The 25,789-nt window shown below is 61.7% G+C and carries 24 protein-coding genes, 2 tRNA genes and 2 pseudogenes; 8 read left to right on the top strand and 20 right to left on the bottom strand.

Annotated features, from left to right (window positions below):
• Window positions 1–2 precede the first annotated feature (2 nt).
• Entirely contained in the window at window positions 3–272 is a 270-nt protein-coding gene (locus tag AS9A_RS16530; protein WP_013808242.1) for an HPr family phosphocarrier protein, read from the bottom strand.
• Between the two features lie 26 nt (window positions 273–298).
• Window positions 299–1,534, bottom strand: coding sequence for a PTS transporter subunit EIIC (locus AS9A_RS16535; RefSeq protein WP_013808243.1), 1,236 nt, complete (start codon window positions 1,532–1,534; stop codon window positions 299–301).
• 177 nt (window positions 1,535–1,711) lie between these two features.
• Between AS9A_RS16535 and AS9A_RS16540 the strand changes: the two genes are divergently transcribed.
• Both AS9A_RS16540 and AS9A_RS16545 read left to right on the top strand, forming a co-directional pair.
• Window positions 1,712–1,948 carry a PTS glucose/sucrose transporter subunit IIB gene (locus AS9A_RS16540; protein WP_272942021.1) on the top strand — a complete coding sequence of 79 codons (237 nt, stop codon included), beginning with the start codon at window positions 1,712–1,714 and terminating at the stop codon, window positions 1,946–1,948.
• A gap of 6 nt (window positions 1,949–1,954) precedes the next feature.
• Complete coding sequence (locus tag AS9A_RS16545; RefSeq protein ID WP_013808245.1) at window positions 1,955–2,401, top strand: PTS sugar transporter subunit IIA; 447 nt, start codon at window positions 1,955–1,957, stop codon at window positions 2,399–2,401.
• A 67-nt stretch (window positions 2,402–2,468) separates the two neighbouring features.
• Here the strand turns inward: AS9A_RS16545 and mgrA are convergent, their stop codons facing one another.
• From mgrA to AS9A_RS16565, 4 genes are all read right to left on the bottom strand, one after another.
• Entirely contained in the window at window positions 2,469–3,515 is a 1,047-nt protein-coding gene (gene mgrA, locus AS9A_RS16550; protein WP_041451164.1) for an L-glyceraldehyde 3-phosphate reductase, read from the bottom strand.
• Window positions 3,516–3,549: 34 nt separating this feature from the next.
• A complete protein-coding gene (locus AS9A_RS16555; protein ID WP_013808247.1) occupies window positions 3,550–4,347 on the bottom strand; it encodes a GntR family transcriptional regulator in 798 nt (265 codons plus the stop codon).
• A gap of 188 nt (window positions 4,348–4,535) precedes the next feature.
• A complete protein-coding gene (locus tag AS9A_RS16560; protein WP_013808248.1) occupies window positions 4,536–5,375 on the bottom strand; it encodes a Bax inhibitor-1/YccA family protein in 840 nt (279 codons plus the stop codon).
• A gap of 243 nt (window positions 5,376–5,618) precedes the next feature.
• Window positions 5,619–6,140: a flavin reductase family protein gene (locus tag AS9A_RS16565; protein WP_013808250.1), complete on the bottom strand. Its 522-nt coding sequence runs from the start codon at window positions 6,138–6,140 to the stop codon at window positions 5,619–5,621.
• Window positions 6,141–6,270: 130 nt separating this feature from the next.
• On the opposite strand from AS9A_RS16565, the gene AS9A_RS16570 reads away from it, so the two are divergent.
• From AS9A_RS16570 to AS9A_RS23410, 3 genes and pseudogenes are all read left to right on the top strand, one after another.
• Window positions 6,271–6,651, top strand: coding sequence for a hypothetical protein (locus AS9A_RS16570; RefSeq protein ID WP_013808251.1), 381 nt, complete (start codon window positions 6,271–6,273; stop codon window positions 6,649–6,651).
• Between the two features lie 17 nt (window positions 6,652–6,668).
• Window positions 6,669–6,875 (top strand): annotated as a pseudogene (locus tag AS9A_RS24995) (ABATE domain-containing protein); the annotation flags it as partial.
• Window positions 6,876–6,877: 2 nt separating this feature from the next.
• Window positions 6,878–6,988: pseudogene (locus AS9A_RS23410) on the top strand (CGNR zinc finger domain-containing protein); the annotation flags it as partial.
• A gap of 21 nt (window positions 6,989–7,009) precedes the next feature.
• Here AS9A_RS23410 and AS9A_RS16575 read toward each other — a convergent pair.
• Entirely contained in the window at window positions 7,010–7,435 is a 426-nt protein-coding gene (locus AS9A_RS16575; RefSeq protein WP_013808253.1) for a VOC family protein, read from the bottom strand.
• A 126-nt stretch (window positions 7,436–7,561) separates the two neighbouring features.
• Here AS9A_RS16575 and AS9A_RS16580 point away from each other — a divergent pair, with 126 nt between their 5' ends.
• Window positions 7,562–8,173: a DUF1707 SHOCT-like domain-containing protein gene (locus AS9A_RS16580; RefSeq protein WP_013808254.1), complete on the top strand. Its 612-nt coding sequence runs from the start codon at window positions 7,562–7,564 to the stop codon at window positions 8,171–8,173.
• Window positions 8,174–8,668: 495 nt separating this feature from the next.
• Here the strand turns inward: AS9A_RS16580 and AS9A_RS16590 are convergent, their stop codons facing one another.
• Together AS9A_RS16590 and AS9A_RS16595 are read right to left on the bottom strand one after the other, a co-directional pair.
• The gene (locus AS9A_RS16590) at window positions 8,669–9,196 is read right to left on the bottom strand and encodes a hypothetical protein (protein ID WP_013808257.1); all 528 of its coding nucleotides are present in this window, start codon (window positions 9,194–9,196) and stop codon (window positions 8,669–8,671) included.
• Between the two features lie 99 nt (window positions 9,197–9,295).
• Window positions 9,296–12,970, bottom strand: a complete 3,675-nt coding sequence (locus AS9A_RS16595) for a YobI family P-loop NTPase (protein ID WP_148262493.1) — start codon at window positions 12,968–12,970, stop codon at window positions 9,296–9,298.
• Here AS9A_RS16595 and AS9A_RS16600 point away from each other — a divergent pair.
• Window positions 12,969–13,151, top strand: a complete 183-nt coding sequence (locus AS9A_RS16600; protein ID WP_013808260.1) for a hypothetical protein — start codon at window positions 12,969–12,971, stop codon at window positions 13,149–13,151. The genes AS9A_RS16595 and AS9A_RS16600 overlap by 2 nt on opposite strands.
• Window positions 13,152–13,399: 248 nt before the next feature.
• Here the strand turns inward: AS9A_RS16600 and AS9A_RS16610 are convergent.
• The 9 genes from AS9A_RS16610 to AS9A_RS16650 all read right to left on the bottom strand — a co-directional run bounded on the left by AS9A_RS16610 (window position 13,400) and on the right by AS9A_RS16650 (window position 23,926).
• A tRNA-Leu gene (locus tag AS9A_RS16610) sits at window positions 13,400–13,473 on the bottom strand.
• A gap of 5 nt (window positions 13,474–13,478) precedes the next feature.
• Window positions 13,479–14,438 carry a Ppx/GppA phosphatase family protein gene (locus tag AS9A_RS16615; protein WP_013808261.1) on the bottom strand — a complete coding sequence of 320 codons (960 nt, stop codon included), beginning with the start codon at window positions 14,436–14,438 and terminating at the stop codon, window positions 13,479–13,481.
• On the bottom strand, window positions 14,435–14,974 hold the full coding sequence (locus AS9A_RS16620) for a DUF501 domain-containing protein (RefSeq protein ID WP_013808262.1): 540 nt from the start codon (window positions 14,972–14,974) through the stop codon (window positions 14,435–14,437). Before AS9A_RS16620 ends, AS9A_RS16615 begins: the two co-directional genes overlap by 4 nt.
• Entirely contained in the window at window positions 14,974–15,456 is a 483-nt protein-coding gene (locus AS9A_RS22850) for an FtsB family cell division protein (protein WP_158307379.1), read from the bottom strand. Before AS9A_RS22850 ends, AS9A_RS16620 begins: the two co-directional genes overlap by 1 nt.
• 191 nt (window positions 15,457–15,647) lie before the next feature.
• On the bottom strand, window positions 15,648–16,943 hold the full coding sequence (gene eno / locus AS9A_RS16630; RefSeq protein ID WP_013808264.1) for a phosphopyruvate hydratase: 1,296 nt from the start codon (window positions 16,941–16,943) through the stop codon (window positions 15,648–15,650).
• A 112-nt stretch (window positions 16,944–17,055) separates the two neighbouring features.
• Entirely contained in the window at window positions 17,056–18,486 is a 1,431-nt protein-coding gene (locus AS9A_RS24890; RefSeq protein ID WP_322786502.1) for a lytic transglycosylase domain-containing protein, read from the bottom strand.
• A gap of 102 nt (window positions 18,487–18,588) precedes the next feature.
• On the bottom strand, window positions 18,589–19,485 hold the full coding sequence (locus tag AS9A_RS16640; RefSeq protein WP_013808267.1) for a MazG family protein: 897 nt from the start codon (window positions 19,483–19,485) through the stop codon (window positions 18,589–18,591).
• Between the two features lie 6 nt (window positions 19,486–19,491).
• Complete coding sequence (gene mfd, locus AS9A_RS16645) at window positions 19,492–23,097, bottom strand: transcription-repair coupling factor (RefSeq protein ID WP_013808268.1); 3,606 nt, start codon at window positions 23,095–23,097, stop codon at window positions 19,492–19,494.
• A gap of 139 nt (window positions 23,098–23,236) precedes the next feature.
• Window positions 23,237–23,926 (bottom strand): TetR family transcriptional regulator, encoded by a 690-nt coding sequence (locus tag AS9A_RS16650; protein WP_074390799.1) that lies wholly within the window; start codon window positions 23,924–23,926, stop codon window positions 23,237–23,239.
• 130 nt (window positions 23,927–24,056) lie between these two features.
• On the opposite strand from AS9A_RS16650, the gene AS9A_RS16655 reads away from it, so the two are divergent.
• Window positions 24,057–24,128, top strand: a tRNA-Gln gene (locus AS9A_RS16655).
• Between the two features lie 149 nt (window positions 24,129–24,277).
• Here the strand turns inward: AS9A_RS16655 and AS9A_RS16660 are convergent.
• Both AS9A_RS16660 and AS9A_RS16665 read right to left on the bottom strand, forming a co-directional pair.
• Entirely contained in the window at window positions 24,278–24,664 is a 387-nt protein-coding gene (locus tag AS9A_RS16660) for a hypothetical protein (RefSeq protein WP_041451166.1), read from the bottom strand.
• Between the two features lie 388 nt (window positions 24,665–25,052).
• A complete protein-coding gene (locus AS9A_RS16665; protein WP_456077552.1) occupies window positions 25,053–25,784 on the bottom strand; it encodes a putative immunity protein in 732 nt (243 codons plus the stop codon).
• Between the last annotated feature and the right edge of the window lie 5 nt (window positions 25,785–25,789).

Genomic DNA, 25,789 nt, shown 5'->3' on the forward strand with positions numbered 1-25,789 from the left:
AATCAGGAATCGAAATCGGTGCTGAGCAGGGCGGCGAGTGAATCGAGTGCCTCCGCGGCGCCGCTGCAGTCATCCGTGGAAAGAATGACGGCCTGCTGGTGCCCGGCACCGAGTGTCATGACAGCGAGCAGGCTGGTGGCATCTACTGGCTCGCCGCCTTCGACAGCGATGGTGACGGGGCGCCCCGTGTCCGCAGCGGCTCGGGTGAACTGTGCTGCGGGACGCGCGTGGAGGCCGACGCTGGATCCGATGACTGCGGTGCGTGTGATCATTTCAGGTGCTTTCCTTTGGTGTGGGCTTACTTGGTGGCGGAAGAGTCGGCCGTGGTGCCGTTTTCGTCGTCCCGGCCTGGGGTGCGGAGGTTCCACTTGCGGATCGCGAACCGGAACATCACGTAGTAGATGACGGCGTACATCAAGCCGATCGGTATCAGCAGCCAGGGCGTGGTGGCTTTACCCCAGTTGAGGACGAAGTCGAAGAGGCCTGCGGAGAATGTGAAACCGTCGCGTATCTCGAGGGCGTTGACGAGCGCGTGGGACGTGCCGGTGAGGAACGCGTGCATCAGGTACAGGGGCCACGCGATGAACATGAAGGAGTACTCGAGCGGCTCCGTGATGCCGGTGAGGAACGCGGTCAGCCCGGTGGAGAGCATGATGCCGCCGACAACCTTCTTCTGCTTCGGGCGTGCTTCGTGCCAGATTGCCAGTGCCGCCGCGGGGAGAGCGAACATCATGATCGGGAAGAAGCCGGTCATGAAGATGCCCGCGTCCGGGTCTCCGGCGAAGAATCGGGGCAGGTCGCCGCGGACTCCGTCATATTCACCGACGATGAACCAGACTACGGAGTTGACGACATGGTGCAGGCCGAGCGGGATCAGCAGCCGGTTGATCATGCCGTAGACACCGCCGCCGATGACGCTGTTCTCGTTGACTGTCTCACCAACCCAGGTGAGCCCGTTGTTGAACAGTGGATAGATGAGGGCCATGAGGACACCGACCAGCATCATGACGACTGCGGTGATAATCGGCACCAGTCGGCGTCCGGAGAAGAACCCGAGGTAGTCAGGCAATGTCTTCCGGTAGAAGCGCTGCCACAAGATTGCGGCGAGCAGGCCGGTGACGATACCGGCAAGCACACCGTAGTTGATCATTAGCTGGCCGCCGCCAGGCTCGGTCTGGCCGTCGAGCACGACCGGCGACAGCGCCTCGAACACCCCCATGAGGACCATGTAGCCGACCACCGCGGCCAGTGCCGTAGATCCGTCTGCCTTCTTGGCCCACCCGATCGCGATGCCCACCGCGAAGATCAGACCAAGATTGGAAAATAGTGCACCACCAGCGGCGGAGATGACGCTCGCTGGAATCTCGAGTGCGGAGAATCGTCCTAGAAGATCGTCCTGGCCGAGGCGCAGGAGCAAACCGGCGGCCGGCAGCGCGGCGATCGGCAGCATGAGGCTGCGGCCGATGCGCTGGAGGCCAGCGAGAGCCCGGTTTTGTTTGGGCGCCGTATCTGCGCCTTGCGTTGTTGCGGTCATGAGAAACCTCAGTTGGGGTGTCGGGTGGAAACTGAAATTGTGGTCTTGCCCACTCTGGTTGCGACAGGTACTGTCTGGTTATGACCAGTTGTTGATGACTTCAGAATGAGCAATCGCCTCATCGGTTGTCAATAGGTTGGTCAGAATTCAAGTGATCTGGGCCATACACAACAGGGAGTGACCATGTCCAAGGCTGAAAGCATCCTCACCGCACTCGGCGGCGCCACCAACATCGTCGAAATCGAAGCGTGCATCACCCGGCTTCGCACCGAAGTTAACGACGCGAGTCTGGTCGACGACAGCGCGCTGAAAGCGGCGGGCGCGCACGGCGTAGTGAAAGCAGGAACGATCGTGCAGGTAGTCGTCGGCCCCGAAGCCGAGAACCTTGCCGAAGACATCGACGACCTTTTGTGAGCTGACATGGACATCATCAGCCCCTTGCCCGGACAAGTCGTTCCCCTCGGCGACGTGACCGACCCCGTTTTCGCACAGCAACTCGTCGGCTCAGGTGCTGCGGTCAAACCGCAGCGCACAGGTGAGAAGCTCACCGCCGTTGCCCCCGTCAGCGGGACCATCGCCAAGCTCCACCCACACGCATACGTCATCGTCACTGACGACGGTGTAGGTGTCCTCGTCCACATCGGCATTGATACCGTGCAGCTCAAAGGGGAAGGCTTCACCCTTCTCGCTGCCGAGAAAAGCCGCGTCTCCGTCGGTGACCCCATCGTCACATTCGAGCCGGAAGCCATCATCGCGGCTGGCTATGACGATATTTGTCCGGTCGTTGTCCTCGACAGCAAGCCCGACACCGCGTCCATCGTGGCGTCTACTGTCGCCGGCGGCGACGTACTCCTCCGCTGGGAGTGACTCAACGCAAATAGTGTCGATCTACGTCCGGAAACCGGAGGTAGATCGACACTGTTTCAGCGAGACATCAGTCCTTAGAAGCGGTGGCGCCGCCCCACAGGTTGATCCCCGCATCGACGGCATGCGCCTCGATGGCAGCGATCTCTTCGTCGCTGAAGTCGAGGTTCTGCACCGACGCGAGACTGTCCTCCAACTGTTCGACACTTGAGGCACCAATTAGCGCTGAGGTCACTGAATGATCCTGCTTGCGGAGAACCCACGAGATCGCGAGCTGCGCCAATGATTGCCCCCGGGAAGTCGCGATCTCGTTGAGCGCCCGCACGTACGCGAGGTTTCCCTCGGAAAGCATGCTTTCAGACAAGCTCTTGCCTGCCGCCGCTCGGGAACCGGCAGGCACCCCGCCCAGGTACCGGTCAGTCAGCAGACCCTGCGCCAACGGCGAGAAGGCAATCACCCCGAGACCTTCGTCGTGGGCCGTTTCCAGCAAAGACGGATCACCCTGCTCCACCCAGCGGTTGAGCATCGAATACGACGGCTGGTGAATCAGCAGCGGTGTGCCCAGGTCGCGCATGAACTCAGCGGCTTTCCGCGTCAGCGACGGACTGTACGACGAGATACCTGCGTAGAGGGCTTTTCCGGACCGCACTGCCTGATCGAGCGCACCCATGGTTTCCTCGAGGGGTGTATCCGGATCCGGCCGGTGGCTATAAAAGATGTCCACGTAGTCCAGCCCCATGCGCCCGAGTGACTGGTTCAGCGACGCCAGCAGGTACTTTCGTGACCCGCCGAACCCATACGGGCCCGGCCACATATCCCAGCCCGCTTTGGTCGAGATGATCAACTCGTCCCGATATGGGCCGAAGTCCTCAGCGAGGACCCGGCCGAAGTTGATCTCCGCCGACCCGTACGGCGGGCCGTAGTTGTTGGCCAGGTCGAAATGGGTGACGCCGAGATCGAACGCCCGGCGCAGGATCGCGCGCTGTGTCTCCAGCGGCTTGTCGTCACCGAAGTTGTGCCACAGGCCCAGCGAGATCGCAGGCAGTTTCAGCCCGCTGCGACCGCACGCCCGGTATGGCATTGGCTCATAACGTTGCCCGGAAGCTTCGTACACCACGGCAAGTCCTTCCAGTCGTCGGTCAAGTTTTGCGCTAGCGCACCTGTCCAGTATTAGACCCACCTTGCGGGGACGTCTCATCCAGGCTCATCTGGAGCTGGTAGCGGTCTCCCCGATACGTCGAGATGGCGCGCTCGATGGGCAATTTCTCGCTGTAGGAAACCCGGTCGAAGACCAGGACCGGATCACCCTCAGTGATCTGCAGGTGGCGCGCCAGATCAGCGGGGCACGCACGTGCTGCGACTGACTGTTCAGCCCTGTTGATCGGCACGCCATATTTGCTATCGAACTGCTCGTACAGCGACGCTGTGAGATCTGCAGTCAGCAGCTCTGGCAGATAGTTCGGGTTGTACCAGCCGTCGTCCACACTGATGGGCTGCTCGTTCGCCAGCCGTAACCGGACGACGTGAAATGCTCTCTCGCCCGGCCGCAGTCGCAGCGTCTCGGCCGCCTCGAGCGGAGGGACAGCCTGCTCGGCGCTCAGCACGCGTGTTGACGGCTGCGCACCAGCGCGGCGCATGTCCTCGTGGAACGAGGCTAAGTGTAGATGTGACCGCACCGTTCTGCGGGCAACGAAGGTACCCTTGCCGGGCACCCGCTCGAGGACCCCGTCCGCCACGAGTTGCCCAACAGCCTCGCGGACAGTGATCCGGCTGACGCCATACTCGTCGACCAGCTTGCGTTCACTGGGCAGCATGTCGCCGGGACCCAGCGCCGTTCGGCAGAGATCGTGAAGGATGGCGCGGAGCTGCTCGTGTTTCGGGATGGGCCCGTCAGAGAGAACCTGGTGCACCGCACGGCCTGGCAGGGCTTGGTTCTCGGACACAGTCATACCTCTCACACATTCATCGTGGCGGGCAGCCTCAGTATAGGTGGTCATTGCTGGTTATGACCACCTGTGTCGAAGGATCCGGAAGGATTTTCCCTCCTGAAGAGGGGGAATCCTTCACGATTTCGCCACCCACATATGGCGAAGGCCCCCGGGGACATGTCCACGGGGGCCTTCGGGTCAAGCCAGGATCATTCCTGGTTGAAGTAGCTGAGCAGACGCAGGATCTCGATGTAGAGCCAGACCAGGGTGATGGTCAGGCCGAGTGCGACACCCCAGGCTGCGCGCTCAGGAGCACCCTGCCGAATCATCTCATCCGCTGCGTCGAAGTCAATCAGGAAGCTGAAAGCTGCCAGACCGATAACGAAGAGCGAGAAGATGATCGCCAGCGGCCCACCGTCACGGAGACCAAAGCCGCCTTCCATGAAGAAGCTCGCGACCAGGTTGCCGATCATGAGCACAAGCGCACCAAAGATGCCGGCGACGATCATGCGCGTCATACGCGGCGTCACGCGGATAGCACCCGTCTTGTACACGACGAGCATGCCGAAGAACACACCGAATGTGCCCAGGACCGCCTGGCCGATCAGTGCGCCCGCCGAGATGCCGGTCACCATGACGTTGCCGAACAACCACGAGAGGCCACCAACGAACAAGCCCTGCGCGGCCGCGTAGCTGAGCACGATGGCCGGGTTGTCCATCTTCTTGCCGAAGACGGCGACCAGCACGAGGACCAGACCGACGATCATGCCGCCGAACACGAGAATCGGAGCAAGACCCGGGTTTGTGTTGGTCAAGTAGTAGGAGAGAATCGCGGTGACGGTCAGCACCCCAAGGGTGGTGCCGGTCTTGGTGACGACATCGTCAACCGTCATCGCCCGTTCTGGCGCCGAAGGCGTGTACTGCGGCGCAGTCTGCTGACCGTACTGATAGGCGGCCTGCGAAGCGCCTGCCGCCCCGCTGCCGAATGTTGCGTAACCCCCGGGGCCTTTCGGCAGGTTCTTGAACACCGGGTTGCTGCTGGTGCGCACCGTGGACGTCCCTTCCATTCTCTGCTGGGCTTCTGCACATTGAACCGGTCCAGTGCCCGCTGGTGTCTCCCGTTTCTGCATCGTCAACGAACATGCCTGCCGGTGAGTTCCCCGTCTTCACGGGTGCACCTGGGCCGGTCGCTGATCGCAGGTATCGACGACTGGAACTTTACCTGGTCTTTGCCCCTGGTGTCTGTGTGGCGAGGCACACCGCGATGACGCCCTGGTGACTTCTTGGCATCATCAGCGAATCGGGAACTCATGAAAGATGTGAAAAGCTCTGTTCGAGTACACGAGTGGGAGCGCGGTCGATTCGTCCTGGGTCACGCCGAGAACTTCGGCGGCCACAATTGACGAGTTGCCCACATCAAGGTGCCCGAGTTGGCGGCAGCGGATCTGCGCCTTAGTTTCCAGCAAGAACGGCTCACCCGTCGGAAGGTAATCCCACGCCATATCGTCGCCGAACCGGACACTCCCCGGCGTCGCGAAGGTCCTGGCGAGCTTCAGGTCTCCAGCGTCGAGCAGGTGTACCACAACGGTGTCCGCGCTTCGCACAATCTGCGCGGACGACGTCAGCGTGGAAATCGTAAAGGAAAGCGCGGGCGGATCGAGACTCACCGAGGCTACTGAGGAAGACAGGATGCCTGCCGGACCGTCAGGTCCGGCAGCCGAGATAATCGCAAGCCCGGCCGGGTGGCGGCGGAAAGCATTACGGAACAGGTCACTCACCGACGGCGACGGCTGCGCCTCGTGACCTACTGACATCGCCCGTGTCCTTTCCGTTGCTGTCACTGCCCCATCGACCATAGAGCGAGCATGGTTGATTGTCTGCCGCAAGGTATACCCTCGCGGGAGTTCGAGTATCCGCCGCACGAGGAAATGAGGATCAGACACAGTGGCCGACGGGGACCGGAAGTACAGCCTGAAGCTGAAGCTGTGGGTTGCCTTTGGAGTCGCTGTGCTCGCGCTCACAACAGCTTTCGCTGTCATGTGGTCACAGCGGGACCGGGGAATACCGGAGAGCCTCGCCCACGTGTATTGCGAGGAGACGGTGCAGTCCCTGGTCGACATACCGGAGGACGCACGGTTCAAAGGAATTACCGCATCACAGAATGACGCGCTTGACTGGCAGATCCAGGGACAGGTCAACGGCGAGAATGCCGACGGCGAGGACGTCGACGCCACTTACCACTGCGATATCAGCGGCGATGCTGACGGGCTCATGCAGAGCATCACCGTCGACATCGATGGCGAGCGGTCGATGGAACACCCGTAGTCAACGCTCCGGTTGATCTGTCCGTCTGGCTGCGGTCCCACGTTTCACCTGCTATCCGCGATGCGAACCCAGCGAAACTGACTTCCGCGCTGGCGTTGCGAGACGCCATCGTGCAGGTCGCTCGCGCTTTCAGCCGCGACGAAACCGCCTCCCCCACCGACATTTCCGTCATTGACGAGGCCGCACGCGAAAGTGATATTCCACCTCAGCTACGGCGGACGACTGCTACCTCATTTCTTGCGATACCTCACGCCCCGGTACCACGAGATGGTGCTCAATGAAACGCTGCGGCAACCGCACGAAGATGCGCGCACGCAATGCCCGCAACGAACGATAGATAGGTGAGTTGCGCCTTCGGCTAGCCAGTCAGCGTCCGCTGAATCTCATCGGGTGACAGATCTCCACTCTTCTGGGCGACCATCCACACGTGCCCGAACGGATCCGCCAGGCGCCCAGCACGTTCCCCATAGAATTGGTCGCGGACCGGGAAGATCACGGTTGCGCCGTGCTCCATCATTCTGTCGGCCACAGCTTTCGCATCGTCGGTGTAGAGCGCAAGGATCACAGGTGTGCCATTCACGTTATCGGGCGACGGATCGGTACCGTCCGCATCTTTCACCGCCACCGTGACACCGCCAATCACGACCTCTGAATGGACGATCCTGCCGTCGTTGTCGGTGTAGCGGCACCGTTCCTCGGCACCAAGCGCCTTGACATAGAAACCAATTGCCGCCGCTCCATCGGACACCACCAGCCTGGGATATACAGTCTCGATCTTCGCCATATCCCCATGGTCCTTGCTAGGACTGCGCTGTGGCTTGGAAAATCTGGAACTATTCGCCGTCCCACCGCTGTTCCGGTGGCTCACGTAAACTTGTGCGCACGCGCGTTCGGGGGAAGTGAGTGATAGATGAGTGAAAGTGCTGACGACGAACTGCTTCTCAGCGATGACGAGCGCCTGCACGCGCTGAATGTCCTGAGCGAACACTACGCAGCCGGCCGACTGAACGTCGATGAGTTCTACGAGCAGTCCAGTACAGTCGCGTCGGCACGCACGCTTGATGGGCTCCGTGACAGCTTCCGCGGACTTCCTGGTGGGGTGCCTCTCGAAAGCGTTGAGGGGTTCATCAGGAAGATTCAGGACTCGGAACGACTGCCCGCCCCGAAACAGCACAGTGACGCAGCGAAGGTTTCCCCACAGCTGAGCGCCGAGTCGGAAATTGCCTCACTGAAACGGCGGGGCAACCTAGTCGAGTCACTTGACTGGATAATCATTGGCGTCACACTCGTGACATTCCTGATCCTCCAGTTTGTCCTGGACTTTGACTATGCGTGGATTGTCTGGCCCTCGTTGATTTTCACTCTCAGCATTCCGCGGATGATTCTCCACTACAGCGACAGCGACGAAGAGGTGTACGAGGAACTCAAGGAAGCTGACGCCAAGGAACGCAAGAAACGGCTCAAGAAAGCCGCCGCGCGAATTCAGGAGCTTGAGCGCCGGAATTCACGCACCGACGAGTGAAAGCAGGCCATGTTGTGCCCCCGGTGGGTGGTTCTCAAACCCGCGCAAGCCGTTGATGACGTTGATTCGTCGGGGGTTCTGCGGGTAGCACGGCGTTCGGCGTCGCCTCCTGAGCGTCAGCCTATCTAGGATGTGCGCGGTCCAGTGGCGGAGAATTCGCCCCGGTCTCAAACCCGTTTGAGTGTCTCGAATCGGGCTGCGTTGGCCGAGGAGTATGCCTTTCGATGAGCTAGTACGGCGGTTTGGGGTACATCGCGCGACGGTGCACCGGCTCGCTGCTCAGGCGGGTGTCGCGGTCCGCCGCTCGCGGTCTGGATAAGTCCGGGCGCCGGGAGGCTGCGCGGCTGTAGTAGCAAGGCATGACGCTGGAAGAGGTCACGACCGAACTGGGGGTCGGCGACGAGGCGGTGCGCTCCGCGGTCGTGGCCTGTGGCGGAACGATCCGCCCGCGCGGTCGCCGGCCATCTCTCTAGTCAAACCCGAAGATGGACTGTGTCATTTACGTTGGCGGCCGACCCAGGCTAGATGGCTGTTCGCGACCAGCTTTCCTTGCCGCTGGCGGCCGCGCAGGATGCCGACCCGAGTGCGTCCTTCAACCAGCTGGAGGCCGTCAGATGCAGGTGGCAGGAGAGCCCGATCTAAGACGATCGGCCAACGCTTCCAAGTGCCGTGAGTCTCCCAGGTAAGACGCACGCCCAGATGCTCACCTTGGTTACGTACGGCAACCCAATGATCAGGGGCGGCAGCGAACTCCTCTATGACGTCCCCGTCCGATGGCCCCGTTGGCATCGCCATGAACGTATCAATTGGCAGCGCTTCAACCTGCCAGCCGACCTGTGAGAGATCGACGTTCTCGTAGTCTCGGAGGAAGGAGATGTTGCCTGCGTGGTCGTAGACCCACTGTTCGAGGACGTCCGTGGGCCAACGCAGGCCGGCGACCATGTCTTGTCGTCGGAATTCTGTGAAGCCGTAGCCGTTCTCGCGGCACCGTTGCGCGAGGTCAGTAAAATTCGCAAGACGCATACAGATGTCCTTATCAATACTCCGGTGTCATCGGGTCTTGTGATCCGAGAAGGGTCATGCCCTGCAATGCCGCGTCTGAGGTCGTGATGGTTCTCGTCTTCAGTGGCGCATGTTGACCTGGATTCCACCGATCCATTTGGTTGGGCCGAAAGAGCTGACCCGGTTACGGCGTCGCAGTTCTTCGAGCAGTTCCTCGGTTCCGGCTCGATCCTTCAGTCGCGGACGATGGCGCCCGGTCCTGGTTAGAGGCTCGTACTTATCGCCCAATCCGAGCAGGATCTGGTCTAGCGCAACGAGTTCTATGCCTGGGAGATGCGGTTCTAGCAGGCCCAGAATGTGCTCGGCCGGTGCGCCAGCCTTGGCAAGCGTGACCAGTAGTTCAACTGAGACGTTGTTGCCCTTGGCTGCCCACTCGCAAACCGCGATCACGCTCTGCCGAGACAGACGGTCGCTGACAAACTTCGCGTCGTCGGCAATCGCGCGCTTCACAGCTGGTGCCAGGCGTCGGCTCCGCATCACTCGGGCCAGATCCTCGCTCGACAGCGGCAACTCGCACACGTACGATGCCAGCTGCTTGGACGCCGCGAAGTATTCCTCGCGGAATGTGAAGGGGTGGTCACTCACAAGGACGTACGTGTCGGCTGTATCAGGCACCAAGTCCTCGGCCAGCAGTGCTGGAAGTTGGGCGAGTCCGGCGTCGGATAACTGTGCGGGGTCCAAGCCATCGGGCAGGTTGAGCTGCCCGAGCAGTCGTGCGATCGTTGCCGCGTCCAGGGGGTCAGAGTTGGCCAGTGCATACCCAAGCCCCAACCTCGGCTCCTCTTCCACCTCCTCGGCCTTGGTGAGGTTGAGGGTGCCGAGGCTCTCGACTAGTTCCTTGCTGACTCCGAACTTGCTGACGAACTGACTCACGTTCCAAACGGTCGGCGTGAACCGCCCTGCCGAGACCAAAGGTCCCCATGCTTCGTCGCTGAGGTCTGTCAGGTCGATGACTTCGCAGGAGATTGACGCGCGTTCCGCGATGGGTCGCACGGCGAACTCGGCTGCATCTGCGACGTCGCCGAGCACAGCAACGAACTCGTGCGGGCTTTCAACGGTGACCTCGTCTTTTTCGAGGACATCAAGGTAGTCCTCCAGGTTCGCGAGCATGTGCTTGTAGACGGCCTCATCGGTGGCCTTCACGACGTCGAGCGCCAGTCCCGTATTTTCGTCGAGAGCGGCCGACAAGTTCGCCCGGGTGACCGGGTACAGCCCTACTGCCACCGCAGCGTTGCGCTGCGCTTCCCCGAGCACGCCGAGATCGCCTATCTGGGCGCCGAGACGACGGAGTAGAGCCATCACATCGGTCGCTTTCGCCGCATCCATCCCGCCGAGGAACGCCCGCATCTGAGCGTAGTGCTCTGATACGAACTCCGCGACCCGGTCCGATGATTCGTAATCCGTGTCGCACGCGGCGCTCCTGATCGCCGTATCGACGAGCGCGACGATTACTTCGAGTTCTAGTGGTGCCTTCTCGACAAGATGAACGAAGACGCCGTCCCAGCGTGTAGCCAATCGACTTATGAGCACCTCGTGAGCGTCACCGTCTATTAAGTAGGCGTCGAGGAAAGAGGAGTCATCGCCGGAACGCACGGCGAGCTTATTGATGGCCGTGTTGAGGCGTTCGGGGTGCGTAGTCAGGTAGTAGTCGAAGACGTCGACGTTGAAGATACTCTCGCCGTCGAGGAAGCGGGCTCCCATCTCCTTCTCAACTGCCTCGATCGAGCTCTCCTCATCGAACTGAAAGTGCGGAGCTGCGCGGTCGGCTTGGACGCAGTGAAGGATGAAGTTCATCGCACTCACACTGATCGCGATGTCATGGTAGTCCGAGCAGTACAGAGTGAAGTTCTCGTCGATGTAGCCCTTGGCCAGCAGATCTCGGGCCAGAGGAGAAACGAGATCGGTGATGATGGCATCCAAGTTGTGCTCGTCGCCGCCCTCGGTTGGCATGACGAGGTCGGTCCTGGCCATTAGTTCTGCCATCGTGGCCTTCACGACGAAGTCTTTGGTCTCTAGCGCCACTCGAGAATCGCGCTGAAGGCGCGCAACATCAACTTCTACGGCGACGTCCAGCCCATCCGTCCCGTTCCCTACCAGCGCGATCAGGTCATCGAACGACAGTTTCATGCCGCCGGCCCCAGGTCGGAGGAGTTGCACCTCATCGCGGTTCTCGTACAACGACCTCCAGAAGTCTCTTGATGTCAGGCTTGACAGATCGTAATCCTCCGACTGGTAGCGAAGGCCCAGCTTACCGCCGCGGCCCGTCCCCCTCGAGACGATTGGCAGCACCTTCTGTAGCCGCTCACCGGCTGCCATGGCGTGCTTGTCCCAGAGGGACTTCGCGCCCACCCGGTCCAGCGCTTTCTTGCTGTGTGCTGCCTGATGCCTAGTCTGATACTCCACCATCTTGTGGAACATCCGGTGCGCCTCGTCGATCTTGCTCTTTCCGAGCCGGATGGCCTCAAAGTCTTCCAAGTGGAGGTTCTTGTAGACCATCATCGCGAACAGCCGGTCTGCGGTGAGCCCTTTGAGGCCCTTTTCGCCGAGCACGGATGCGCGATAAATCTCGTACTCATTTCGGATGTTTCTAATCACGCGCATGTCGGTCAGATGCGCGCCGACAAGATTCACCAATGCGGTCGAGGGTCGGTGCTCCGCTTCGGCGAACTCGGCCGCGAGCAGGTCCCGTGCCGAACGATGCGTGATGAACGGAACCATCGGCACTACCAGGTCGAAGAACTTCGTCCTGTTCGCCGAAGGGGCAGATTCCAACGTCGAAGCATGAAGCGCCGATGTCTTGGCGTTGTCACCGTCGGATTCCGCATCTACTTCAAGTTCCTCGAAAATGCTGTCGCGGACCGCATAGACGAACTGGACTGGCCTTGACTTGATCTGCTCAGAGTTGTTCAGGACGGTGTTCAGTTCCCGCAGGGTCTCGAAGATGTGTGGGTCCTTGAATCGGTCCAGGTCTTCGAAGATTGCGACCTTAGTCCTCGTCCGCTGAAAGAAGTAGACGATCTCATCCAGGTACTCGTCGAAGTACGAGTTTTCCTTCGCACTCAGCTTGACCGCCGCTCCGCCCGCGGACACGCTCTCCACCCGTATCCGGCTCTGAAGGGCGCGAAGGCCTAGGAACCAGACCCCGCCCAGGAATGCACCGAAGGCGCCGACAGTGACCCAAGTCACCCAGCCATGGCTGTCGACCAGGCCCGTGGGCGCCATCTCCTCGACGCGATTGACCAGCCCAAGCAGGACCGCAATCACGAAGAAGCCGACCGCTACTACCCCACCCCATATCAAAGCCGGCCATGGCCTGAACGAGTCGATGCGGAAGTACCTCGACCCTGGCATGTCCGCGGGCGACTTCCGATAGAGGAGCTGCTTGACGATCTCCTTCTGTATGAGGTTCGTCAAGGGCGCAAGCGACCCGTCTTGCTGGACGCGCGCCCGTTTCGTGTCGTCGATGCCAAGGCTCGACAACGACAAATTGACCCAACTGATCTTACGTTCGTCCAGACTCCGCTGGACACCGAGGATGACGCTGCTCTTACCGCTGCCGTAGTGACCCGCAAGAGCAATGTTCTTCGCGGTGGTTGCTGGCTTGCCGGTCAGGACGTTGAGGAGGACAGCTGCGTTGCGCCCGTGCAGGTCCTCTTCGTACTTGGGTCCAAGACTCCGAAGGACGGGCACGGCAGACCGCGGTGTTGGCTGCCGAGCCGGCCGCTTGGATGACATGGATGAGATTCTATGGCAGGTGCGCGACCGGGCCGCGGACCTCGGACGCGCGATCGGCGCCGCGCCACTGGACCTACTCAAGACCGAGCGAAACGGCATCGCCCGCCAAGTTGCGTTCCTCGACTCCCGCATCGGAGGCCAGCGAGACCGAGTACGACCAGGCCCGCGCCCACCTCGATGACTGCCTGGCCCTTGGCAGGCAGCGCCCACGCGATCTACATGAGCATCGACGACTCGCTGCGCAGCATCGCCAACCAGGCCTTCTTCGAAGGACTGACCGTCACCGACGACGTCATCGACGCCGGACTAGGAGTGCCGTTCGACACCATGTTCAACCCCGAGGTGCAGGCCAACGCCTCGCCCACCAGCAAGCGAACACAAACGGGACAGCTCAACGGAAATGTCGTGGGTTCAACAACGACGCTCTTGTGCCCCCGGTGGGACTCGAACCCACACTGTGACGGTTTTAAGCCGTCTGCCTCTGCCGATTGGGCTACGGGGGCGTGTTTCAGTCTTTTGCCAGCGCGTACGCGATCCCGTCGAGGATGTCATGTTCGCTGACGACTAGCTCATCAATGTCGGTGACAGCTGACAATTCCTCGGCGAGCACGCGTGTAATGATCGCACCTCCCCCAATGACGTCTGCACGGCCGGGGTGCATCGGGCCGAGAGACATGCGGCGCGCACGAGTCATGTGGACGAGGTCGTCACACACTTCGAACAGGCGCGGGAACGGGACCCGGGACAAATGGATCTTCTCCGAGTCGTACGCAGACATGTCGTGCGCAAGTGCAGAGAGTGTGGTCATCGTGCCGGCCACGCCTACCCACGTGTGCGCAGGCGCGAGAGGGACAGCGCTGAATGCGTCACGGAGAATGCTGCGCGCGATGTGCGTGGCTTCCTGGACTTCATCATCAGTCGGCGGATCGTGGTGCAGGCACCGTTCTGTCAGTCGAACGCAGCCGACGTTCACAGACCGTGCCGCGACCACGCTGTCCGAACCGTAAACGACTTCAGTGGAGCCACCACCGAGGTCAACCACAACAAACGGCCCCTCGGCAGGGTCGAGGTCAGCTACTGCGCCGATGAACGACAGTTCAGCTTCCTCGTCACCGGAAATCACTTCTGCCTCTGAGCCCGCGACGACAGGGTCAAGAATTTCCCGCGTCATCGCGAAGAATGTGTCTCGATTGCTGGCGTCGCGAGTCGCCGAGGTGGCAACCATGCGAAGCCGCGTCGCGCCAGACTCAGCGATAAGACGCGCGTAGTCCTGCAATCCACGCCGGGTCCGTGCGAGCGCATCGACATGGAACTCACCCGTCGCGTCTACACCCTGGCCAAGGCGAACGACCACCATTCGGCGATCGACGTCGGTGAGTTTCTGCGCCCCGTCGGGGCCCTCGTCGACGTCGGCGATGAGGAGGCGCAACGAGTTGGTGCCACAATCGATTGCGGCGACACGTGTCATTGCTCGCTATCCTCCATGCTCGTCGTGAGGCCTGGCCAATCGGCCGGGAGTATTGCGCCGACCAGCTTTCTGTCATCCTGGGCGATCATAACGATGGCTTGATCCCCGACGGGATTGACGCCGGGTCCGCGGGCAAGCGAGTGGGCGATCAGGACATGCAGACACTTGACTCGGTCCGGCATACCGCCACCCGAGAATTCGGTGCCCAGAGACTCGATAGAGTCACGCTCACGCAGGTAGTCCTCGTGCGCGGACTCGTAGCCCGCAGCGAGCTCCGGGTCAGCACTGAGACTCTCCGTCATGTCTTTCATGACTCCCGCTGACTCCAGCCTGCTCGCGGCGGCCGTCAGCACCGGATGCGTCAAGTAGTACAGGGTGGGGAATGGGGTTCCGTCCGGAAGCCGCGGCGCGGTCTTCACAACGCCTGGTTCCCCGTTAGGACACCTGTATGCGATCGCGAGAACTCCGCGCGGAGTGCGGCCAAGTTGTTCCCCCACCGCGGCGAGGTCGTCCGCGGATACATCGTGCTGAACCACTACGGTCCGGCCTCCGGTTCAATTGGGGCGATCGGGAGGTTCATTTCGCGCTGCGGTCCCTGATCGCGTGGTACCGCCAATTCACCCCACAGCTGCGTGTACCAGGGGTCGGCGCTGCCAGGACGGACCACTTCATCCTCCTGCGCGGTACGCGGATCATCCTCAAATTGGACCTTGTACGCGGTCTCACCGGGGAAGACGAGGCCAAGACGCTCACGCGCTTCAGCCCGAATATAGGCAGGGTCGGCCTGAAGTTCCTTCTGCTGTTTGAGCTCCTCCACCTCTGCGTACACAACCTGATACTCAGCGGAGATGCGTCGTGCCTCCCCGAGTTGAGCGAAGTAGGTGCGCAGCGGCATCACCAGAGTCAGCACGAGGGCACCGGCCACGAGAACCAGAATGAACGTCCGCCGCGTCGACCAGCCCATATCGGCGGCGCCACCGGAGGGCCGAACAAGCTTCGAACCCGCTGGCGACCGCATCGCTTTCGTCCCGACCGCCTTGATCCGAGCGGCGCCTTTCACCTGAGTGGAATCGGACTTGAAGGACCGTGACCGCGAAGGCTGCGCAGCAGCACGAGCCGACCGGGAATCCCGTGCATCAGACGATTGCCGGGGTTCCCTGCCAGCTGGGCTACCTTTGGGGCGCCTGCCTCGCGGCCACGAGTCAGCCATCAGCTACCTGTTGATTTCCAGGAGAAGCGCGGGAACGCAGAGGCGCCAGCGTAGCGAGCGGCATCGCCCAGTGCTTCTTCGATGCGAAGCAGCTGGTTGTATTTCGCGACGCGCTCACTGCGCGCAGGAGCACCTGTCTTGATCTGCCCACTGCCAACCGCCACAGCAAGGTCCGCGATCGTCGTGTCTTCGGTTTCCCCCGAACGGTGGCTCATCATCGTCTTGTAACCGTTGCGGTGTGCAAGATCGACGGCGTCGAGCGTTTCGGTCAGCGTGCCGATCTGATTGACCTTCACGAGTAGTGCATTCGCGATGTTCCGTTCGATACCCGTCTGCAGACGTTCCGGGTTGGTCACGAAGAGGTCGTCGCCGACAATCTGCAACTTGTCGCCCACCTGGCTGGTCAGGGTCGCCCAGCCGTCCCAGTCGTCCTCACTCAGCGGATCCTCAACCGACACCAGCGGATACGCCGCAACGAGATCACCGTAGAAGTCAGCCATCTCAGCAGCGGAACGTGTGGTCCCCTCGAAACGGTAACCGGACCCTTCCTCGTAGAACTCGGTGGCCGCGACATCGAGCGCAAGCGCGACATCTTTCCCAAGCGACAGGCCTGTCTTTCCGACAGCCTCGATGATCAGGTCGAGCGCTTCCTTTGTCCCTGCCACGTCTGGCGCGAAGCCGCCCTCATCGCCAAGGCCAGTGGCGAGCCCCTTGGCCTTCAGGACACCCTTGAGCGCGTGGTACACCTCGGCACCCCAGCGCAGGGACTCCTTGAAGGTCGGCGCACCGATCGGCGCGATCATGAACTCCTGAACGTCGACACCCGTGTCAGCATGGGCACCACCGTTGAGGATGTTCATCATCGGTACGGGCAGAACATGGGAGTTCGGGCCGCCCACGTACCGGAACAGCTCAAGCCCGGACGACTCCGCGGCAGCGCGGGCCACAGCGAGGGACACCCCAAGGATCGCGTTGGCACCCAGGCGAGACTTGTCCGGCGTGCCGTCGAGGTCAAGCATCGACTGATCGACGGCGCGCTGCTCGATAGCATCGAGACCAATCAGCGCGGGCGCGATTTCGTCGAGAACCCCGTTGACGGCTCGCTGCACACCCTTACCCAGGTAGCGCTCACCACCGTCACGAAGTTCCACCGCCTCATGCTCACCAGTGGATGCCCCGGAAGGAACGGCGGCGCGGGTAACCGTCCCATCGTCTAGTGCAACCTCCACCTCGACGGTGGGATTGCCCCGGGAATCCAGAATCTCGCGTGCTCCGACCTGTTCAATGACGGCCACGAATTACTCCTTCGGCAAATGGCAAATACGTGCGGAGCTGTGTTCTCCGCAGTGGACAATCTTGCCAGGTTCGAGGGTAACCGGACCAGAGGCCTCTACGATTCAGGCACGCTCACGCGCCGCCCTTGGGTTCGCCATTGATTCCCAGCTTCGCGAGGAATGCCCAGATCTCGGCCGCCAGTTTCGCTAATACGTCCGGAACCATATGGCCAGGAGCACGTTCCGACGCTGGCACTCGCTGATCATCGAGTTCGTCATCGTACTCGAACCCCTCGCCATATTGCTCAGCAAACTCTTTCAGAAGTTCGAGGTCTTCGTCGTCGATCTCGCCCTCTGGAATGTCACGCAGTGCTGCCTCGCCCCGCGCGTCATGATGCTCAGGTGCGTGCTCGGCGTGCTCGGCGTGCTCGGCTTCGGGAAGTTCCGGCTCATGATGCTCGGCGTGCTCGGCTTCGGGATGTTCCGGCTCGTGATGCTCGGCCCCGGGATACTCCGGCTCGTGGACTTCTGGCTCGTGCATTTCGGCTTCGAGCGGTTCTCCCTCGTGCAGCTCCGAGTGGGCGAGTTCATGCCCATCGCGGTGCTCTTCCGGCGGCAGTTCGCCCTGAGGTAGTTCCGGCGGCAGTTCGCCCTCAGGGGGTGGCGGCGGCAGTTCGCCCTCAGAAGCTGGGGGCAGTTCCCCCTCTGGGAGGGCCTCTGGGAGCGGTTCAGGCTCGGGAGGCGGCTCCAGGGCTGGCTCCGGGGCAGGGGCCGGTTCTGGCACGTGCACGTCTGCCGAGTAACGCCAGGCTGCGTCACGCACGTCCAGCAGATAGTCCTCTGACTGGTTGTAGGCGAGGATCGCCTTGCGCCAACCTTCGGGGCTTTCGAGGTTGCCGCCTGCCGCGCACAGGTAGCGCGCAGCGGACATCACAGCGTCGTCGATGTTGTCGGGGTCGGCGTGTCCATTGCCGTTTCCGTCAGTACCGAAGAGCCGCCAGGTTTCGGGGATGAACTGCATGGGACCCATCGCCCGGTCGTGATCGGGGTCGCCGTCCATTTCACCGTTGTCCGTGTCCGGGATGTCGGCAAGCCCAGGGCGACCATCGAGCTTTACACCGCGGATCGGCGGCTCAACGCGTCCGTCGTCTAGGATCGTCGCGCCTTCATAGGTGCCGTGCCAGCTTTCGATGCCGCCGATACCCGCGAGGGTGGTCCAGCGGAGACCACATCCAGGCTGAGTTTCCTGCATGACGAGAGCCGCATGACCGTAGGCCTGCATTGCGGGACGGGGAATGCCGAGGGCATCAGAGTGCGCCTGAGCCCAGTCGGCTAGTAGATCGGAGGTGCGCCCTGGGGCGTGGTAGTCGATCATCGGTACGCCGGTGCCCGGCGCTGGTGGCATTGCTTCGAGAACTGCTTCAGCGATGTCAGTGAGAGTCTCTGCTGATGCAGCTGCTGCACCCGCGAGGGGCAGCGATGCGGCTGCCATGGATGCGGCGACGGCTGTTGCTAGCCGTCGCGATGTGTGCGGACGAGCGCTGCGTCGAGATGGAGAAGTCACGCGGCCATCATTGCCATGGGGAACGTTGCGGTGCAGCCGCTTTCACCAACCCTCAAGCAGACTGTGCCGTGTCCGTGACCCCTTCGTACGCCCCCGGTGACCTCATGTAGCACTATTGGAGCGTCCGGGCAAGGTTCCTTCCCAGGCTGCACGCCATTTTTCTGGCTCAGCAACGCTACGTCCGATTTTCTTCTCGGTTGCGACGATTGTCTCGATGAGGTCAAGGACGGCCTCACGCAGCGTAAGTTCGCTATTGCCCTGTGGCTGAAGCGAGACCTGTACCAGCGCTTCTGGGATCAAATCGGACGGAATTCCGGCTTCCGCGGCACGGCCGAGAACCTTCTCGGCGAGCGCGAGTGCGGGTTGCGCCAGTGGAATGCCTTCGGTGAGCGACTGCTTGGGTTTCTCGGCGGCCTTGCGCTCCTGCCAGCGCTGGTTTTGCTCTTCTGCGTTCATCGGCGCGTCGTCCGTGCCGAAGTGGGGCGGATTGCGATGCAGCAGTTTCGCGGTGAGGGCCGCTGCGACATCGTCGAGAGTGAACGGGTCAGCAGGGTCGTCCTCTGCGATGCGTGCATGGAAGAGAACTTGCAGCAACATGTCGCCGAGTTCTTTGCGGAGCTCGTCACGGTCCCCAGCCCGGACCGCGTCGAGCAGTTCGTATGTCTCCTCAAGCAGATAGCGTTGCAGCGACTCGTGAGTTTGTTCTCGTTCCCATGGTCCCCGAGTACGGAGATCGTCCATCAGATCCACTGATTCCAGCAGTCTGAAGCCCAGAAAGCCGTCAGCAGCGATGAGCGTTTCTCCCGCCACGAGCCTGGCGCTCACCTGTGGATGTGTGTCGCTCACCGCGACGAGCGTGTCGGCAGCGGAGACGACGTCAAGGAAATCGCGTATCGAAGCCGGAACATCGGGAGTAGCTTCCACGGGGCCCGCAAGGTGCTGAACAGCTCGGAGCGGGACGACCTCGGGACGCCGTGGGTCAAGTAAGACGACGGTCATGGGCGGTCACCTCACGATCACCTGCGTCTCGCCTTTTGGAAGCCCATCCAGCGAGGTCAGGAAGTCCGCTACAAACTGGACGACGTCGTTGTCACGCACCCGGGGGTCAGCTGGAGTTCCCCTGCCGCTGCGAGGCAGCGGAAGCTGTATTTGCGACGTCGTGGGGCGGTACTGGGCCGATGGGTACAGTCTTTTGAGCCTGACCTGTTTCGAATCCGGAAGCGTCATCGGCGTCAGTCTCAGTTGTGTGCCCACCACCGCGACATCCGTGAGTCCGCGTTCGCGGCACATCAGGCGCAACCTGGCCACGGACAGCAGTCGTTTGACCTCTTCTGGCAGCGGGCCATACCTGTCGAGTAATTCTTCTGTGGCGGCATCGAGTTCGTCGTCGCCCTGCGCGGCTGCGATCTTGCGATAAGCCTCGAGCCGAAGGCGATCACTGGAGACGTAATCGGGCGGTATGTGAGCATCGACTGGAAGGTCGATCTTGACTTCTTTCTTCTCCTCGGGTGCCTCAACCGGTCTGCCATCGGCCACTGCCTTGAATGCTTCGACAGCCTCGCCCACGAGTCGAATGTAGAGATCGAACCCGACCCCCGCGACGTGGCCGGACTGCTCGGCTCCGAGAACGTTTCCTGCACCACGGATCTCGAGGTCCTTCATCGCTACCGCCATCCCCGCACCAAGATCGGAGTTCTGCGAGATCGTCGCTAGCCTGTCGTACGCCGTCTCGGTCAGGACCCGGTTCGAGGGATACAAGAAGTAGGCATAGCCGCGTTCCCTGCCGCGACCCACGCGGCCGCGCAACTGATGCAGTTGCGAGAGACCGAGCGTGTCCGCGCGCTCCACGATCAGCGTGTTCGCGTTTGAGATATCGAGCCCAGTCTCCACAATTGTGGTGCACACCAGCACGTCGAATTCGCGGTTCCAGAAGCCCTGAACAGTTGTCTCGAGCGCTTCTTCGTTCATCTGACCGTGAGCGACGACGACACGAGCCTCCGGCACGAGATCGCGAATGTGTTTGGCTGCCTTCTCGATCGAGCTGACGCGGTTGTGAACGTAGAACACCTGGCCGTCGCGAAGGAGTTCCCGCCGGATTGCTGCACCAACCTGTTTGTCTTCGTACGCCCCGACGTATGTGAGGACGGGCAGCCGCTCCTCAGGAGGTGTCAGGATCGTCGACATTTCCCTGATTCCTGCCAGGGACATTTCCAGCGTTCGCGGTATGGGGGTCGCGGACATCGTCAGCATGTCGACGTGCGAACGAAGCGCTTTGATGTGCTCCTTATGTTCGACACCGAACCGTTGCTCCTCATCGACAATCACCAGTCCGAGGTCTTTCCAGCGCACACCTGTCTGGAGCAGCCTGTGAGTGCCAATGACGACGTCTACCGTCCCATCCGCAAGCCCAGCGATGACCGCACGTGAGTCCGTGGGACCGGTGAAGCGCGACAACTGTTTGATCTTTACAGGGAATCCCGCCATCCGCTGCGTGAACGTCTCTGTGTGCTGCTGCGCGAGCAACGTCGTCGGCACCAGAACTGCAACTTGCTTGTTGTCCTGAACGGCTTTGAAGGCCGCCCGTACGGCTATCTCGGTCTTACCGAAGCCGACGTCGCCGCAGACAACCCTGTCCATTGGGACGCCACGTTCCATATCGCCCTTGACTTCTGAAATCGCGGTGAGCTGATCGTCCGTCTCCACGAAGGCGAAAGCATCTTCGAGCTCGCTTTGCCACGGCGAATCTGGGCCGAATGCATGGCCCGGAGACGCCTGCCGCTTCGCATACAACTGCACAAGCTCTGCCGCGATCTCACGAACCGCTTTGCGTGCCTTACGTTTAGTGTTCTGCCAGTCGGAGCCGCCCATTTTCGACAGACCTGGCGCTTCACCGCCGACATAGCGCGACAACTGGTCCAGAGACTCCATCGGAACGAACAGCCTGTCCCCCGGGTGCCCGCGCTTGCTCGCCGCGTATTCGATGACGAGGTACTCGCGCCGCGCGCCACTGACTGTCCGTTCCGCCATCTCCACGAACCGTCCGATGCCGTGCTGATCGTGCACAACAAGGTCACCCGCCTGCAAGGCAAGCGGATCAACCTGGTTGCGCCGCTTCGATGCAAGCTTGCGCGTGGGCGTCGTGGTCGCCCGGTTTCCCGTCAGATCCGATTCGGTGAGCACGATGAGCTGAGCGTCCTCGAACACCACACCGCTGCTGAGCGTTGCGCACAGCAGGTTCACCACGCCTTCGGACAGGGGCTTGCCCGGCTCGAGAAGAGCTGCGGGCACTTCCGCGTCAAGTAGCCGCTCCTTATACCGCTGCGCGGTACCAGCACCGGGGACGACGATCGCGGCACGGCCGCCCTGCGAGATATGCGCGCGGAGCATGGCGAAAGTGGTCGCGATCTCCTGCTCACTTCCCCGCATCGCTGGCGCAGCCTGGACCGGCAAGACCAGTTCGTCGTCGCTTCCGCTCGCGAGCTGCGTGAGATCCCACCAGCCTCGTCCAACAGCTACAGCCCTTTCACGTACAAAGGGCAGCGGTTTGAAGGCTGATGCCGAAAGGTCGAGCGTGCGTGAGTCGATGGGGACACCCCCGCCGAAGGAAGCGGCAGCCCAGGAAGCCTCGAGGAACTCTGTGCCGGAACTGCGGAGGTCGTCCGCCCTAGCGTTAGTTTTCTCCGGATCGCAGATTACGACGACGGTCCCCTGCGGAAGAAGCTCAGGCAGCAGCTCAAGCGGACCTTCCGTCAAAGCAGGGATCAGCGCCTCCATGCCCTCAACTGGAATTCCCGAGGACAGCTTGTCGAACAGTTCCACCAACGAGTCGTTGCCCGCGTGGGCCGCGGCAAGTGCGGCGGCGCGTTCCCGCGCAGAGTCGGTCAGCAAGAGTTCCCGGCACGGCGGCGCGATGACAACCTCGACCGCACCCCCGGAAAGTGACCGTTGGTCGGCAACGGAGAACTCGCGCAGTTCCGTGACCTCATCGCCCCAGAACTCGATGCGTATTGGGTGTTCAGCAGTGGGTGGGAAGATGTCCAGGATCCCGCCCCGCACCGCGTACTCGCCGCGCTTAGCGACCATGTCAACGCGCTTGTAGGCGAACTCGGTGAGTTCAGCGAGTAAATCGTCGAAGCCGCGCTCCTCGCCGATTCTCAGCACAATCGGTGCGCGCTCACCGAGCCCGCGTGACATCGGCTGAATAACCGCACGCACCGGCGCGACGATCACCTTGAGCGGCGCCCCGAACGTGGCATCGTCCGGACGAGCAAGCCGCCGCAGCACCTGAAGCCGCTGACCGACGGTATCCGCTCCGGGGGACAGCCGCTCGTGCGGCAGCGTCTCCCATGAGGGAAACAATGCGACAGTGTCACCGAGGACGCCTTGAAGCTCACTCGTCAGATCTTCAGCCTCGCGGCGATTGGCCGTGACAAGCAGCACCGGGGCGACGCTGGCCAGCGCGGCCGCGATGAAAGGACGCGCCCCCAGGGGTGCGACAAGCGTGCGCTCGGTTCGGCCGACTGCGTCACGCACCTGCTGCAATGCCGCATCGCCGAGCGCGAAATCGAAGAGCGCCGAGGACGCACCTTGCCGTGACTGCTGAGCGGACACTCCCCGAGCTCCTCACGCGATAGATCAACGAATCCCACCAGCCGGTCTGACTCACAATTGACCAGCGCGCACGATTCTATGACCGACCACCGACAATTCGCTCACCCACGAGGTCAGCGGCCTGCGAACTTGCGTCAGGTCATGCCTCAGCAGAATCAGAACCGTGCAAACGTGGCTCCGGCTCAAGGTTCATCAAACCGTTCCAGCACAGGTTCACCAAATGCGCGGCGACGATCTCCTTCGGTGGGTTCCGCTCGTCGAGCCACCACTGAGCAGTGACCGACACCATGCCCACCAGCGCCTGCGCGTACAGCCCGGCCGACTCGGGCTGCAGCTCCCGCTTACCGAAGTCCGACGCCAGCAGATGCGTCACCTGACCGATCGCGTCATTCAGGAGACTCGAGTATGTGCCTGAACTTGCCCCCACTGGCGAGTCGCGAACAAGAATCCGGAAACCATCCGTGCACTCTTCGATGTAGGTCAAGAGCGCGAGTGCCACCTGCTCCACCCGCACCCGCGAACGATGCGAGGACAACGAGGACGTGATCCGGTCGCGCAGATCGGACATCTCCCGGTCGACTACGACTGCATAGATTCCTTCTTTGCCGCCGAAATGCTCATAGACGACAGGCTTCGACACTTGCGCCCGCTGCGCGATCTCCTCCACCGAGGTCGCCTCGTATCCACGCTCAGCGAACAGAGACTTTGCCACCTCGATCAACTGGTTTCGCCGCTCGGCACCGGTCATGCGCGCACGCGGAACTCTTTCAGTCGCGCTGTCCCTGTCCGGGGCCGCGTCCGAAGAACCCGAGCTCCTCGCGCTAGTCATTTGTCGATTCCACCCTTCCACTGCGGATCGCCGCGTATACAAGTCGACCAAACGCCCATCTGTATGTAAGGATCATTGCGCACATCTGCTGCCGGTCCTGCATCAGGGCCCGCGCCAGTGTGCCGCACAATCCGCCGTGGTGTAATCGGCAGCACCGCTGATTTTGGTTCAGCTAGTTCAGGTTCGAGTCCTGGCGGCGGAGCAACATGCAGGTAGCGGCAGGTTTTAACCTTCCGATACACGCTCTGAGGGGTCGATCCGGGGCCATTTGGGGCCGCGCAGACAAGGTCGTCGATCGCGTCTCCTATGCGGCCGTCCCTATCCATGAATAATTACGGTTTGGTGCTGGCGCTAGTGGCTAATTAGTTGGTGTGCTCGCTGATAGGACACGCCTAGTACGATCCCGATATCACGTACCGGAACGTCTGCCTTGGATAGTTCGCTTGCAAGGTGGCGGGACAACTCTTGCGCCTCCGCTTCTAGTTGTGCGGCTTGCTCGCGGACCTGCCGAATATGCATCGCTTCGCCGATGACGTCACGGAGTCCGTGAACCTCGACAGTCACCGTGACATCGACATCTGAGATGCGCGAGTCGTTCGCTAGCGCGATGAGTTCGCGTGCCATTTGCTCAACTTCGCTCAGACGGCGAGCCTGGGTGAGTTCATCTAGTTCCGGTACACGAACCATCCACCAGCGACCCTCACGAGTCACTTTGACTTCGTATGCTCTCCTGCTCATGTGCGCTTCTCCCCTTGGGTTGCTACCGCGTGGAGTCGATGGCTTCCAGGACCCTGCGGTAACACCGGGCAGATGGTCTGATGTCAGTCCGGAACGTTGGCGCCGACCCGCTCGAATCCTGCCTTCTTCAGTTCCTTGACCACTTTTCGTGTCGGCTGCCCCGCAATCACACGTTTAGTCTATCGTGATAGACATCCGCAAGTCAATCTAACTAGACACTCAGTGGGCGCCTCTTTTCACAGCTCAGGACACATATCGGCCACTGCTTCGTCGAAGAATATCGCAGGTAGCCTGAGATCATTTGCTTGTCGGAGGCGGCTACTTACTCAGTCCACCTCGTATCCGGCTTTGTCGCCGGACTCACCCCGTCGTACTGTTCGCAGCGGCATTAGCGGCAGGTTTGCAGTCCGCGCAACCTTGTATCCAGTGCTCGCATAAGCTCGCCCACCCGACCGCCGCCACCTGGGGCCCTTGGGTAACGTGTCAGGACGCTCACCACGGTGGGGCTAGCCAGACTTCCCGCCTTTTCGATGTACCCGTCGCCCACTGTGTAGTCGTCGCCAGCATCGAGTTCGAGTGCTCGGGCTGCATGGGCAGCTGCTCCGAGGATGTGCTTGACCTGGGTCGATTTGGCAAGCGGGTGCAGGTAGGCAGCGCCTCCCGCGTGACCAGCGGCGCGCGCCGCGTCGACTGCGGCTTCGAGGCCGCCCTCTTGTGCGGAACGCGCCGCCCGATGCGCTGCGAACGCAGTCATACGCAGCGCCTTGGTCCGGTTTCCCCCGGAGGCAAACCTAAGGGCCTCGTCGAGTGCAGACCGTGCGCGTGTATCACCTGCGCAGTGGCGCTCGAAGATCGCCAGCACCGGCTCCGCGCAGGCTGTGGCAAACGCTGCCACCTCGCGCAGTTCATCCATGCTGAGTTCAACCAACAGATCCTCATTAGCCACAATTTCATCCTCACGCGGGCTGCCCGCGCCGTCTCTGACGATGGAACCGCAGGTTCGGCATTCCCACGTGCGGCAGTACGGCTCGTTCGTCGTTTGCCACCCGACAAGCACCTCGTTTGGTCCGAGTCGATGGCCATTGGGGCAGTGCGGTGGTGCGGGCTCAATAAGCTGCACGGCGC

The organism is Hoyosella subflava DQS3-9A1 (genome assembly GCF_000214175.1).
Taxonomy (GTDB): Bacteria; Actinomycetota; Actinomycetes; order Mycobacteriales; family Mycobacteriaceae; genus Hoyosella; species Hoyosella subflava.